Source organism: Pseudonocardia sp. TMWB2A (genome assembly GCF_017312135.1).
Map to the genome: position 1 here is coordinate 33,639 of NZ_QKQY01000004.1, position 12,093 is coordinate 45,731.

General features: G+C 73.2%; 15 protein-coding genes and 1 pseudogene. All 16 read right to left on the reverse strand.

Annotated elements, in window-relative coordinates:
* Positions 1–368 precede the first annotated feature (368 nt).
* The 16 genes and pseudogenes from DMP17_RS45240 to DMP17_RS45315 all read right to left on the reverse strand — a co-directional run bounded on the left by DMP17_RS45240 (position 369) and on the right by DMP17_RS45315 (position 12,051).
* Positions 369–1,463 carry a bifunctional DNA primase/polymerase gene (locus DMP17_RS45240; RefSeq protein WP_337832848.1) on the reverse strand — a complete coding sequence of 365 codons (1,095 nt, stop codon included), beginning with the start codon at positions 1,461–1,463 and terminating at the stop codon, positions 369–371.
* A gap of 315 nt (positions 1,464–1,778) precedes the next feature.
* Positions 1,779–2,411, reverse strand: coding sequence for a GNAT family N-acetyltransferase (locus DMP17_RS45245; RefSeq protein WP_337832849.1), 633 nt, complete (start codon positions 2,409–2,411; stop codon positions 1,779–1,781).
* Positions 2,408–3,172 (reverse strand): lasso peptide biosynthesis B2 protein, encoded by a 765-nt coding sequence (locus DMP17_RS45250; RefSeq protein WP_337832850.1) that lies wholly within the window; start codon positions 3,170–3,172, stop codon positions 2,408–2,410. Before DMP17_RS45250 ends, DMP17_RS45245 begins: the two co-directional genes overlap by 4 nt.
* Positions 3,172–4,968: an albusnodin/ikarugamycin family macrolactam cyclase gene (locus DMP17_RS45255; protein ID WP_337832851.1), complete on the reverse strand. Its 1,797-nt coding sequence runs from the start codon at positions 4,966–4,968 to the stop codon at positions 3,172–3,174. Before DMP17_RS45255 ends, DMP17_RS45250 begins: the two co-directional genes overlap by 1 nt.
* A 117-nt stretch (positions 4,969–5,085) precedes the next feature.
* On the reverse strand, positions 5,086–5,193 hold the full coding sequence (locus DMP17_RS45260; RefSeq protein WP_139319120.1) for an albusnodin family lasso peptide: 108 nt from the start codon (positions 5,191–5,193) through the stop codon (positions 5,086–5,088).
* Between the two features lie 471 nt (positions 5,194–5,664).
* Positions 5,665–5,811: a helix-turn-helix domain-containing protein gene (locus DMP17_RS45265; RefSeq protein ID WP_337833020.1), complete on the reverse strand. Its 147-nt coding sequence runs from the start codon at positions 5,809–5,811 to the stop codon at positions 5,665–5,667.
* 33 nt (positions 5,812–5,844) lie between these two features.
* Positions 5,845–6,069: pseudogene (locus DMP17_RS45270) on the reverse strand (WhiB family transcriptional regulator); the annotation flags it as partial.
* Between the two features lie 95 nt (positions 6,070–6,164).
* Positions 6,165–6,572, reverse strand: coding sequence for a single-stranded DNA-binding protein (locus DMP17_RS45275; protein WP_337832852.1), 408 nt, complete (start codon positions 6,570–6,572; stop codon positions 6,165–6,167).
* Between the two features lie 346 nt (positions 6,573–6,918).
* Positions 6,919–7,491, reverse strand: a complete 573-nt coding sequence (locus tag DMP17_RS45280) for a hypothetical protein (RefSeq protein WP_337832853.1) — start codon at positions 7,489–7,491, stop codon at positions 6,919–6,921.
* Positions 7,488–7,889, reverse strand: a complete 402-nt coding sequence (locus DMP17_RS45285) for a hypothetical protein (RefSeq protein ID WP_337832854.1) — start codon at positions 7,887–7,889, stop codon at positions 7,488–7,490. The genes DMP17_RS45280 and DMP17_RS45285 overlap by 4 nt, the downstream gene beginning before the upstream one ends.
* Before the next feature lie 96 nt (positions 7,890–7,985).
* Positions 7,986–8,444: a hypothetical protein gene (locus tag DMP17_RS45290; protein WP_337832855.1), complete on the reverse strand. Its 459-nt coding sequence runs from the start codon at positions 8,442–8,444 to the stop codon at positions 7,986–7,988.
* An 82-nt stretch (positions 8,445–8,526) separates the two neighbouring features.
* Positions 8,527–8,937 (reverse strand): hypothetical protein, encoded by a 411-nt coding sequence (locus DMP17_RS45295; protein ID WP_337832856.1) that lies wholly within the window; start codon positions 8,935–8,937, stop codon positions 8,527–8,529.
* A 491-nt stretch (positions 8,938–9,428) separates the two neighbouring features.
* On the reverse strand, positions 9,429–11,165 hold the full coding sequence (locus tag DMP17_RS45300) for a ParB/RepB/Spo0J family partition protein (RefSeq protein ID WP_337832857.1): 1,737 nt from the start codon (positions 11,163–11,165) through the stop codon (positions 9,429–9,431).
* 14 nt (positions 11,166–11,179) lie between these two features.
* Positions 11,180–11,338, reverse strand: coding sequence for a hypothetical protein (locus DMP17_RS45305; RefSeq protein ID WP_337832858.1), 159 nt, complete (start codon positions 11,336–11,338; stop codon positions 11,180–11,182).
* Between the two features lie 126 nt (positions 11,339–11,464).
* Positions 11,465–11,767: a hypothetical protein gene (locus tag DMP17_RS45310; protein ID WP_337832859.1), complete on the reverse strand. Its 303-nt coding sequence runs from the start codon at positions 11,765–11,767 to the stop codon at positions 11,465–11,467.
* The gene (locus DMP17_RS45315) at positions 11,764–12,051 is read right to left on the reverse strand and encodes a hypothetical protein (RefSeq protein WP_337832860.1); all 288 of its coding nucleotides are present in this window, start codon (positions 12,049–12,051) and stop codon (positions 11,764–11,766) included. Before DMP17_RS45315 ends, DMP17_RS45310 begins: the two co-directional genes overlap by 4 nt.
* Positions 12,052–12,093: the final 42 nt, after the last annotated feature.

The window sequence follows — 12,093 nt, forward strand, 5'->3', positions numbered from 1 at the left end:
TCGGCCAGGTCCGGTTCCTGGGCCAGCACGGCCTGCTGGGCCGGGTAGCCGGCCGCGATCGCGTTGCTCACCTGCGGCGAGATCAGCTCGGCCGCGACGAGCCCGTAGAGCGCCGCGTACGGAGCGGCGTCGTGGACCAGCGCGGCCAGCCGCGCGCTGACGATCCCGCCCACCATGGGCCAGTGCCCCGGGCCGACCCGGCCGGTCGGCCGCAGTACCTCGGCCGCGGCCGTGACGGCGCGGATCTGATCGACCGCGGCGGTGGTGCCCGGCAGGTGCGTGGCGCACCACCGCGCGAGCACACCCTGCTGCAGCTGCGAGGTCAGCGACATCCCCCACCTCCAGTCCTACTCGTCGCCTGTTCCGGGCTACTCCTCGCCGGCGTCGGCGCTACGGCCGCGGGTGACGGTGCGTGGGGCACGCATCCCGAAGCTCATCCCGCGGGTCACGGTCCGCTCTGCTTCGGCGCGGGTGAATCCCGCGACCCCGATGTGCACGGTGGCGGCGTCGAGCAGGACCGCGTAGGCGTTGTCGGCGTCGAGTTCCCCGCCGCCGACGAGCTGGCCGAGGACCCGGGCGGCGCCCAGCAGGGTGATCTGCCGCCGGCCTTCCGCGGCGTGTTCGACCTTGTCGAGCTCGTCGGCCTGGATCGCGGCGACGTAGGCGTTCGCGCGCCTGGTCGACAGCCCCTTCGCCGATCCCTGCTGCGGGCGGGGCGCCGGTGGCGGGGTGAGCAGCGTGGCCAGCCAGGCGGGCAGCTCGGCGATCTGGCCGTGTTCGGCGACCAGGTAGGCGCCCTCGGACCGGACACTGCCCGCGCCGACGACGAACCCACCACCCGCTCTCGTGTCGATCAGTGGACCGAGGCTGTGCCCGTGCCCGCCGTGGGTGTTGCGCAGCGCCAGTCCCTCGGGCATCCGGTAGTAGAGGTGCTCCCCATCCGTGGGGGTCACCGTGGAGTAGGTGTCGGGCAGGGTCTGGCCGTGCTGGGCGGCGAGCTGGTCGAGGACCTCGCGGCCGGTGGTAGCCCCGCCCCATTCGGGGAGGGGTTCGGTGCGGGTGTCGAGGTCGATCACCACCAGCCCGGAGGGTCCGCAGGCAATCCCGACATTCCACCGGGACGACGAGTGGGACCACCATCGCCGGATCTGGGCGGGGTCGCGGGTGGCGCGCTGTTCCCAGCCCTGATGCCCGCCGGCGCAGGGCCCGCGCCCGCGGCACTGGGTCTCGCCGTGGAAGGCGGGGATCTTCGATCCGGCCTTGACCGGGAACACGAACAGCCCGGCGGCCGCGGCGTCGAGCGCGACCTGACGCAGCCGCGTCACCTCACCATCCAGGCGCGGGCAGACACGTCGCGGCATGCGCGCTACCTCCTCCCGCCCGGCCCGGGCGCCGCGCTCGTGCACAGCATCGCACCGCTCCCCGACACTGCGGGGGCGGTTGGTGCTGGTCGTGACGGTCATGGGGTGCTCCTCCCATGCTCTGTGGACCCTGTGCCCGACCCGGGTGGGATCCGGGCCGGCCAACCGGGGGCAGGCTGTGCGCCTGCCCCTCCGGGGGCCTCGCCCCGAGGGCGCGTCGAGGCTCACGGGTCCAGGGCAGCCCGCCAGGGCTGTCGCGACAGCGACGCGTCAGCGCCCTTGAGGCGTGAGGAACGCGCCCGCAGGATCGGCCCGATCTCCTGCAGGGTCACCGTGCGGCGTAGCCGCTCCACCGGGTTGTGGCCGCCGGGCGGCCTGGTACTCGGCGGGCTAGGTGTGGCCCGCCGAGCCGGGAGATCAGCCGGTGGCCAGGTGGGCGTCGGCGACGACGTCCATGATCAGCTCGTCGGCTTCCGCGCCGCGCCAGTACCCGGCGCGGCGTAGCCGCCCCGCGTGGGCGAACCCGGCCTTCTCGTAGGCCGCGACCGCGCCGGTGTTCGGTGCGAGGACTTTGAGCCACACCGAACGCAGCGCCGAGATGGTGAACGCGTAGTCCAGGGTCAGCCGGGTCGCCTCGACCGCGAGCCCTCGGCCGCGACCGTCGGCGCCGAGCAGGATGATGAACTCCGCCGTGCGCACGTAGTGGTCGATGCGCAGCGCGCTGGTCCCGACCGGCACCGGCCCACCGGGCCGGGTCAGGTCGTAGATGGTGAACCGCGGGATCGTGCCCATACTGCGAGCCTGGGCGTCGTAGCCGGCCAGCCGCGCTTCGAGCGATTCCGGGGTCTGGCGGCCCATCCCGGCGATGACGGCGGGCTCGTTCTCCCACTGCCAATACCGCTCGGCCAGCTCGCGGGTGAACGGGCCCAGCGCGGCACGATCGCCCCGCATCCACAGCATCGGTGTGGCCGCGGCGGCAGGGGCGCCACTCGTGGCGCCGGGGGCGGTGGTGTCAGCTGTGTCGGTGTGGCCGTTGGAGGTCAGCGTCATGAGGAGTCTCCTCTCGCTACCCGGTCATGGCCGCGCGTAGGCGCCGCGGTGGGTTCGGGCAGCTGGATCAGTGGTGTGAAGCGCAGCGTGGAGGGGGGCTCGCCGACGGGGCGGCCGTCGAGGCGAAGCCAGGCGTGCAGCCTGATCGGATCCGCGGCGATCCCGTGGCACCACCCAGCTCGCCGGCCGGTGACGGCCAGGGCGAGCATCGCCGCGACGGTTTCCTCCAAGCACGCTGTCCGGAACGGAGACACGCCTCCGATGACGCGCACACAGTGTAGGACCGCCACGGCTTCGACGTCGCGTACCGGGCGTCGTGCCACCCAGGCCGCGATACGGACCAGGCGCAGCATGCGGGAGAACGCACGGGCCCGGCGCCCGGTGGCACGGACGAGCAGCACTGCTGCGAGCGCGCACGCCGCGATCGGCGCCCACGCCGGCGACAGCGGCTCGCGCACCGGGAGTACGCCGGGAGCTTCCTGAGTGCCCCAGCTGGCGTCGGTTTCTGGGATGTCGACGATCGGCGCGGGCACCTGGCCCGGCTGGGCCGGGTGCAGGAACCCCGCGCTCGACAGGCTCGCGGCCAGCGCCTCGGCCGCGGTGCCGGGAGCCCAGGTGCCGGTGGCGTCGAGGGCGAGGAAGGCCTCGCGCTGGGAGCCGAGCAGGGCGCGCACCGTGCCGGTGCGTGCGTGCAGCAACACGACGGTGTGGCCGAGATCCGCGGCGCGGACCTCGGGCGGACGGACGAGCAGCGTGGTCATCAGAAGCCCTCCCATCGGGAGTTGGTCGAGCCCGCTGGTCGCGGGTCCTCGTCGGTGGTGGTCCAGCGGGCGGCCGCGGGCCGCTGGTCGAGGGCGCGTAGCCACACCTCGGTGGCCAGGACGGGGTTGAGCTGGTGGAACCCGATACCCGGGGCGCCGGCGGCGGCACGAGTGAGCAGCGCCCGGTAGTGGGCGGGGTCGATCAGGCCGCGGGCGGCCAGCTCGCCGTCCACGAGCCCGGTGAGGGACTGGAGGTGGGTGCGCAGTCCCCGGTACTGGTCGGGGGTGAAGTCGCCCTTCGTCCGCCTCGCCGTCACCGACTCGGGCAGCAACCCGGCCATGGCCTGGCGCAGCACCGGCTTGTAGTCACCCGGCGCGGCGCGCAGCGGCCCGGGGACCGCGAGTGCGGCGTCGACCACGGTGGGGTCGGTGAACGGGTTGTGCAGGGTGATGCCGTGGAGCTGTTCGGTGATCTGTGCGTCGGCGCGGGCGGTGCGGGCCACGACCCGCACCGCTGTGCGGGTGCGTGCCGCCTCGCCCGGCTCGCCGCGGGCCGCGGCCGCCCGGGCCTGGGCGAGCAGCGGCCAGACCGCCGCGTGCCGCAGCCGGGCCCAGCCCAGCGCGTGACGCAGCAGCTGCGCCTGCGAGCGCAGGGTTCTCGTGGCGGCGAGGTCGGGCAGGTATCCAGGCTGCGGGCCGAGCAGGGTATCCCCACCGTCGCCGGTCACCAGATCCCCGACCCCACGGCCGGCCAGCATCGCGAGTTCGGCGTCGAACCGGGCGATCGCGACCGTGGACGGCGCCGGCTCATCGGTCGCCGGAACCAGCTCACCCATCCGGCTGTAGGGGACGTGCCGGTCATCCAGCGGGCAGAGCAGATGCTCCAGCGTCCGGGCCCGCCCGGCCAGCCCGGTGCGGGCGTAGGCGACCGCAGCGCGGGCATAGTCGAGATCCCCACCCGCGGTGGTCCCGGCCGGGTGCACCGTCACCGCCACAGCGGCGCGGGCCAGGTCCTCGGCGCGCGCGGTGCGGCACTGGGCGAGCAGCATCGCCAGCGACGTCGAGTCCATCCCCCCTGAGCAGTCCGCTGCCACTGCATGGCCGGTCGAGCTGGCACCCGCGGCGATCTCGGCGACCGCTCCCTGCATTGCCGCCCGCAGCCGGTCAGCCGGCTGATCGTGCCCGCTGCTCGGGGCGCCGGCGATGGCGAGCGGGCGGATCGTGGTCCCCGACGCGGAGATGGTCAGCCGGGCACCGGGCGGTACTGCGGTGACCCCGGCGAACGCCGACCGGTCCCCGGTCCCGCTGCCGGGCTTGGTGCTGTGTGCCGGGTGCAGGTGGGCGTGTAGCCACGTGTCGTCGACGTCGACGCCGATCAGGGAGGCGAGCGCCAACGCGCTCGATCCCCACAGCGGGGCGCCGTCGGCGGTGGTCGCGGTGTAGATGGGCTGGACCCAGCCAGGATCGGTGAGCACCACCGTGGCCTCATCGGTGATCTCCACGACGGTGTAGGCCCCGGCGAACGCGGTGACCGCCGAGTCGGGAACACCGTGTCGGACCCAGTGCTCCAGTACCTCGACGTCGCAGCGGGCGCGCCCCAGGACCGCCACCGTCCGGCCGGGGCCCTGCACGGTCGCGGCCTGCGAGCTGGGCCAGTCTCCGCACACCCACGCCGTCCTGACGTCCCGGCCGAGCGCGCAGGCGCCGGCCGGGAACCCGGCCCCGGTCGAACCGGTACCGGTGTGGGCAGGGCCGGGGGCGGCGGTGCCGCGGCCACCGAACCATCGAACGCTCATCGTCTCGACCTCCCAGATCGGGGTTCTCCGGCGCACCCCAGGAAGTGGGGTGCTGTCACGACGAGGGCCCGGTGAACGACAGTGCGTTCACCGGGCCCTCGCGCCTACGGCCTTGGATCAGGCGTAGACGTAGCGCTTGTCCTCCGACGTGCCCGAACCACCGCCCTCAGTCAGGACCGCGGCGTCACCGAGCTCGACCATCTCGGTCTCGTTGTGCTGCGACATGCAAGATCACCTCCTCTCGGGTGTGCTCGTAGGCGCATCGACCAGGTACCGGCCGCGCGCTGCCTTCCCCAGCCGCTACCGGCCGGATCCGGGCCCACCGCCGGTCGCGGTGGGACGTGACTCGCCCGCACCGCGCGGGCCGCCGCGCCGGGGACGCGCGCTCGCCCGACCGGTGTGACACCACCCCACCCGCACTCAGGGGGCCGAGGGACGAAGTCGGTGGTGTCACCCGCGTCGGGTGTGGCCGGCGCGGCATCGGTGGGAAAGGCGGACCGTGGGGTGCAGAGTCACCACGTCCCCACCTCGACGGCGGAGGCTGCTCCGTACATGCGCCGCAGTGGTCCGGGCACCCGTGATCGTGTTACCGACCACACATGGGCCCGGTCGCGTCCGGCTCCTGACCGTGGAGCGAACAGCGGAAGCCCCGCGCGACGGTCCGCGGTCTGGGTCAGTTCCAGGTGTAGGTGCCGGTCATGCGCTGGTGCGGGCGTCGGCTCGCCACCGGTCCAGGGTGCGGCGGCTGACGCCAACCTGGGCGGCGACGTGGTCGATCCGATCGCCCTGCTCGACCCGGGCGATGGCATCGGCTCGTCGTCGGGCCCGTTCACTGCGTGGAATCCGGTGGTCGGCGCGGCGGGGGCGGCCGGCGTCGCGGCCTCGCCGTAGGGCGCGGCGCTCGTCCTCGCTCAGCCCGCCCCATACCCCGATTTGCCCGGTGGACAGGGCCCACTCCCGGCAGGCGGCCATGGCTGGGCACCGGCGGCACACGGCCTTGGCGGCGTCGAGCTGGTGCTCGGCGGCTGGCCCGGACCCGACGACGAAGAACAGCTCTGGGTCCTCGTCGCGACACGGCAGGGCGTTGTCTAGGAAGTTCATCGCTGCTCACCTCTTTCGGCGGTCGGGTGGGGTGGAGACCGGGCGGGGCACCGCCTGAGGGGTGGCTGGTGCCCCGCCCGGTGGCCGACCGGGGGTCAGTCGGCCGTCTGGGGAGCGGTGGTCGAACCGGCCCGCTCGCGCCCGGCCTGGCGGGTCACGCTGGCCCGCGCGCGGCGCAGGTCCGCGCCGATGCTCTGGGCCCGCAGCTCGGTGCGCCGGACCGGGGAGTCCTGCCCGGCGGGGGTGAAGGAGTTGTCGGCGAGCTTGCCGATCACGATCACGGCGTCCCCGGCGTGCAGCGACTCGGCGGCGTTCTCGGCCAGCTCGCGGAAGGCGACCACGTCGGTCCAGACCGGGGGGTTCTCGCGCCACTCGCCGCTGCGGCGGTCGAAGTAGCGGTCGTTTTGAGCGATCGAGAACCGCAGGCGGGCCTCGCCGGTGTCCTTGTTGTAGGTCAGCTCGGGCTCCTTGCCGATGTTGCCGGCGAGGGTGATCTCGTTCATGGGGTGCCTCCTGGGGTGTCGGGCTGGTTGGTGACGCGGCCCTGCCTCAGCGCGGCGGTGCGAGGCCCGTCAGGGGTGGCGGGGGTTCGGTGCTGGCCCGAGCGGGTGGGAACCCGCGAAGCGGGTCCGAACGCAGTGGGGCCCCTGTCCCACCCGCTCGGCGTCCGGGCGCCGGTTCATCGCCGCGTACCTCGCACCGGGGTGCTGACCTTCGGGCGTCTCCACACCTGGGCACCGGCACCCCAGGAGGCATCCCGACCCGTACGGGCACTCGTCTCGGCCGACGCATCGCAGCGGACTCCCACAGCCCGACAGCGCAGGACAGGTACCGGGGTCTCCAGCGTCGTCAGGCCCAGACGACGTCGCGCTGGTGTACTCGCGCGTAGAGCGTGACCTCGCGCAGCACCGCGAGCCGGTCCTGCAGCCACCCGACCTGGCGCCCGAAGTCGATCAACGCGCCGTCGCGGTGCTCGGTGGCTGGTACGCCGGCGTCGGCGGGCGCCGCCGCCAAGGCCAGCTCGACCCGGCCGAGCATCAGCTCCGCGGGCAGAGATCCCACCAGGGCATCCTCGGCGTCCTGCGGAGTGGACGGCGCGATCCCGGCCATGGTCGACGGGTGCAGGTCGCCGGCGCCGATCTCCGGGCACAGGCCCAGGGCGCGCAGCAGCGTGCGCGCGTGGACGCTGGCCAGATTGAGGCGCGGTTCGCCGTCGGTGCTGCGGTACTCGACGACGTAGCCCGCGCGGCCCCCGCACCACGGATCCGTGCAGAACCGGTGGTGTTCGGCCAGGCCCGCGGTCGCGGCGGTGTAGTCGCGGAACCGGCGGCGGTCCTGGCGCGGGTCGGCGGGGCAGTGAATGGACGCGCCGAGCACGGTCGCGCCGTCGGCGGGCTCGGCGGGGAAGAAGGTGACGGTCACGGTCGGCTCCCTTCTGCTGGTGTTCGGGCGGGCAGGCCGCCGTGGTGGATGACGTAGAGGTCGGTGAGGTGCTCGCAGACCTCGCGGGACTGACCGGCGGTGATCATCGGGAGGAACTGGCGGGTGTAGATGCCGCTGCTGCCCTCGACGAAGCACGTCCCACCGGGCAGCAGGTCGCACGGCTCCGGGCCCTCGCCGGGGACCTGCTCGCGTACGTCGTGGAACTCGACCCCGCCCATGTCCGGCGCGTCGAGGTGAGCCCAGAGCTCGACGGCTCCGGCGGGGCCGGAGCAGATCAGCGAGTGCTTGGTGTGGAGTCCGCGGACCTGGCGCCGACCCCAGAGAGTCAGGCCGGGAACGTGGAGGATCTCGCCGTTGATGTGGGCCAGGGTGGTCATCGCGTGTGCCTCTCGTTCGGGACCGGCTCGGAGCCAGAGCCTGTGGTGATCAGCGGCCGGGGAAACGGGAGTGCCCGTCCTCGTGGCCAGAGGTGGTCAGGCGCTCGCGCGGTTCATCACGCGCCCAGCGATCAGGACGTTGTGGTAGGCGGCGAGGGCGTCGCCGCTGGTGCCGCCGTCGTCCTGGACGTTCTGCGCCGCGCGGGCGGCGTCGGCGACGAGGCCGGGCAGGACCGGGTCGATCACGAGATCGAGGACGACGTGGGCGAGGGCGCCTTCGTGGTCGGCGAGCACGTGCAGGGGGACCCCGGCGCGGTGCAGCGCGGCGCCGATCAGACACATCGGGCGGTGGCCGTCGGCGCTGACGTAGCGGCACGAGGGCAGCCCGTGCTCGCCGCTGTTCTCGGCGAACAGCGGGTGGTGATCGTCGGGCTCGACGTAGGCCTCGGGGTCGGTGTCGATGTCGGGGTAGGTCCAGTTCAGGCCGCGGTCGGCGACCACGGCGTGCAGCGCAGCAGTGAGCTGGTCCTCGGTGATGGCGGCGAAGGTAGGCATGACGAATGGCCCTTCTGGAGAAGGTGGGATTGGAGGCGACACGACGGGCCCCGGCGCTGTGCGGGGCCGGGGCTCGCCGGGGTCAGCGGTTGAGCAGGTCGCGGTGGTAGCCGGCCAGGACCACGATCACGGGGCCGAGATCGGCGGCGTCGACGAGCGGCCCGATGTCGCGAGCCAGGGCATCGTCGGCGAGCGTGTCGAGGTAGCAGACCCCGACGGTGACCTCGTCGCCGGTGAGGTCGCAGCCCTCACCCAGCTCCTCGGCCCACCGCCCCGGACACAGCGGGTGGACCGAGTGCAGCGTGACCCAGAGCCCGGCCGTCCCCGCGCGCGTGGCCCACTGTGCTGCGAGCCAGCGCATCTCCACCGCGCCGTCGTGGTCGGAGACGACCAGCCGGATCCAGTGCGGATCCGGCGCGATGTAGACGCCTAAGCCGTCGAACCGGGTCGAGCGCTCCCGAAGCCGGTCGAGGCTCAACGCCTCACCGAGCACCGGCGCTGGTGTTCGTGTTGGTGATCGTCATGGTGGCCCTCCACGGGGTCGGTGAGGCTCGGCGGATGGAACGCGGCTCTGCCTCAGCACGGCGGTGGTGGGGCCCCGCAGGGGGCGGCGGGGGTTCGGTCTGGCCCGGCCGGTGTGAGACCGCGGCTGGGAACAGGACCCGGCCGGGAACAGGCGCAACCGGCCCGCTGTCGGCTACGGGCCCAGCAGGTGACAGGCGGCCCTGCCCGAGCGGCACCCCGGGTCGTCGCCGCCGGCACCGGGCTGACCGGCTCCGCTACGGCCCATCTGATCGTGGCGGTCTCACCCGGCCGGGTCGGACGGGTTCATCGCCGCGTACCCCTCCGCCGGTGTGCTGACCTGCGGGCGATCCAGCCACCGAGCCTCACCCGACGCCAGAATCTGGCCTACCACCGACATGTCGCGCCGGGCGCACAACGGGGCGGGGCACGCTGCGGCGCCCCGCCCCGAAGAGGCGGCGATCAGCCAAAGGCCGCAGCCTCGCTGTCCTCCTCACCCTCGGGTGCACCCTGCTCATTGACATCAACGGCGTCTCCGGCGCCCTTGGGGGCGTCAGTGGTGTCCTCGGTGGCGTCGTCAGTGGCGTCGTCGGTCAGGACGAGCTGCTCGACGTCGGCCAGGGCGTAGCCCCAATCGCGCAGCTGGGCGAAGTAGCGGCGCGTCGCCGGGGTCGGGTTGCGCCAGCTGTCGCGACTGGTGCCGTCCTCGTAGGCGGCGAGCACCAGGGCGAGCGCGAGCATGGTGGCCCGGGCCGCGGAGCCGGAGCGCGCGGCCTCGGCGACGGGGCTGGGTCTGCCGCTGTAGTAGCCATAGCCACCGCCTGAGTCGCCGAGCCCGAGCAGTGTCAAGGCGAGGTCGTTGCCGGACTCCATCGCCCGGCGCAGGTCGTGGTCACCCTGAGCGAACTCGGCGGCGACGAAGATCGCCGCACCCTTCGGGGCAGCCTTGCGCGCGAACAGCTCGCGCAGCCAGTCGCGGCGCACGACCTGCGCGGACTCCCACGCCTTGTTGTTCGCGATCACCGTGCGGCGCGCCTCACGCGCGGCCTCACGCTCGCGGTCCTCCCGGGCCTGACGCTGCTCGTCGGTCTCCCCGACCGGCACCGCCGGCTTCTGGCCGCTGCTCGGGCGGTCGTAGCGCTCGGCGTGCCCGTGGGTGGCGGGGTCGGTGCACACCCACAACGTGTGGGCGGTCTTTCCCTGGTCGAAGTCGAAGCGCACCGTGACCGTCGCGGCATGGCCCGGGCAGTCGCGGTGAGCGTCCTCGGTGAGCTCGGTACCCGACGGGTCGTCCAGGTTGGGCCGCAACCGGGCCAGGGTCATCGCGGTGTCGTGACCGGCGTCGTCACGGCCCAGGACGGTGACACCGTCCTCGCGCAGCTCGTCTTCGAGCTCGGCGCACAGGACCCGCTCGGCGCGGGTGTCACGCAACCGCTGCGCGACGTGGGCAAGCTGGTGAGGCCGCTGTAGCGCGGTCTCGGTAAGCCGGGCGACGGCTTCGTCGTCGTCGCTGAACTCGGCGATCACCGACATCTGCACCAGATCGAGGTCGTAGCGAGCACCGACCTCGATCGCGCGGGCGCTGCCGGCGACCGCGGTGGTCTGGCGGACCCGCTTGGCCGGGGTCCGCGTGGTGCGCGCGATCTGCGCCGCAGACATCCCGAGCCCGAGCAGATGCTGGTGCGCGGTGACCTGTTCGGCATCGGAGATGTCGGCTCGGTGCTGGTTCTCCGTGAGCTGGTCGATAATCCGTTCGGCGTCGTGAGCGCGGCGAGCCCGCTCCGGTTCAGTGTCGATGTCGCCGGTGGTCGGCTGGGGTTCGATGAGGACCCTCACGCGTGCCAAGCTGGCCTTGAGCGCGGCCAGGGTGCGACGCTGGCCCTTGCGCACGACCAGCACGCTGACCCCATCGTCGGCGCCGTCGCGGTCGTTGCGTCGGTAGACGCTGATCGGCTCGCGCACACCGCGGTCGCGGACCGATGCGCAGAAGTGCGGGTCGAGCTGAACCTCGGTGCGGGTGTTGACCTCCAACACCAGCTCGGCGGGGTCGGCCCAGGCCAGCTCACCGAGCTGGTCGAGCGTGCTGAGGGCCTCGCTGGTGTCGAACCCCGGGCGGGTGGTGGCGAACTCGCTGTCGGGCTGATCGTCGGTGCCGACCGTCGCTTCTGTGGTCGCTTCGATGGTCGGTTCTGTGGTCATGGGCAGCAGGCCTTTCACTCACCGGTGATGTCCACCCGGCGTCGCTGGCCGGGTGGTGCGTCCCCGATGGCCGGGGGCGCGCTGCGCGTCTCCCGGCGGCCCGACGAGTGGTTCGGTGGGGGTTCTGCCGTGGTCGCGGCGGCGTGGACCCGCCGGGCGGTGGTGGTGCGCATGCGGGTAGCTGCGGGGCGGGTTCACCCGCGGTGACCCCGCGGCAGGTTCATCACCGAGCCACCCGTCGGGATGCCAGCGTGGGCCCGCCCCTGCTGCGGGGCGGACCCACACTCCGACGACTCCGTCTACTGCTGTTCGACGGCGGTGTCGTGGTCGTGGCTGTGCTGGCAGCGTGACTCGCGAGGGGGCAGGCACTGCGCTGCGAGCTCGAGCAGACTGGTGTCGTCGTCCAGCCCGATCGCTGTGAACATCTCATCGAGGTGGCCGACCAGATCAGCACCGCTGATCGACCCGCCGCCGGCGTCCTGGAGATCCCGCCAGGCCACGAACAGCCCGAGAATCCACTGCTCGGCAGGGGCGTCGCCGCGCAGCGGGAACGGCCGGTGCGCGGCCGGCGGGGCGAGGCGAGCGAGCACGGCGGGGATCACGCGGCACGCCGGTTGGTGTGGCAGCGCAGGACCGGTAGGACGCTCTCCGCGATGGTGGAATCGGTACGTCCGTGCTCGACCAGCGCACCGTGGGCGGTGACAAGGTAGTGCCAGCCGATCTGCCAGCCGGCCCGCTCGAGCGGAGCGAACCACACCCGTGTCCCGTCCGGTGTGGTGAGCACGAACGCGGGGGTGCCGTGACTGTCGGGTGGGGTCTGGGTGAGCTGGTTGGGATCGATACCGCGCACGGAGAAGATCCGCCGCATGTCGGCAACCGTGGTCATCGCTGGAGCTCCTGTTCGCAAGGGATGGTGGTCAGACACGCC

Coding starts and splice junctions, on each gene's coding strand:
- DMP17_RS45260 (WP_139319120.1), bottom strand. CDS start 5,193: ATGTCGCAGCACAACGAGACCGAGATGGTCGAGCTCGGTGACGCCGCG.
- DMP17_RS45290 (WP_337832855.1), bottom strand. CDS start 8,444: ATGCCTACCTTCGCCGCCATCACCGAGGACCAGCTCACTGCTGCGCTG.
- DMP17_RS45300 (WP_337832857.1), bottom strand. CDS start 11,165: ATGACCACAGAACCGACCATCGAAGCGACCACAGAAGCGACGGTCGGC.
- DMP17_RS45315 (WP_337832860.1), bottom strand. CDS start 12,051: ATGACCACGGTTGCCGACATGCGGCGGATCTTCTCCGTGCGCGGTATC.
- DMP17_RS45305 (WP_337832858.1), bottom strand. CDS start 11,338: ATGCGCACCACCACCGCCCGGCGGGTCCACGCCGCCGCGACCACGGCA.
- DMP17_RS45275 (WP_337832852.1), bottom strand. CDS start 6,572: ATGAACGAGATCACCCTCGCCGGCAACATCGGCAAGGAGCCCGAGCTG.
- DMP17_RS45250 (WP_337832850.1), bottom strand. CDS start 3,172: ATGACCACGCTGCTCGTCCGTCCGCCCGAGGTCCGCGCCGCGGATCTC.
- DMP17_RS45255 (WP_337832851.1), bottom strand. CDS start 4,968: ATGAGCGTTCGATGGTTCGGTGGCCGCGGCACCGCCGCCCCCGGCCCT.
- DMP17_RS45285 (WP_337832854.1), bottom strand. CDS start 7,889: ATGACCACCCTGGCCCACATCAACGGCGAGATCCTCCACGTTCCCGGC.
- DMP17_RS45245 (WP_337832849.1), bottom strand. CDS start 2,411: ATGACGCTGACCTCCAACGGCCACACCGACACAGCTGACACCACCGCC.
- DMP17_RS45240 (WP_337832848.1), bottom strand. CDS start 1,463: ATGACCGTCACGACCAGCACCAACCGCCCCCGCAGTGTCGGGGAGCGG.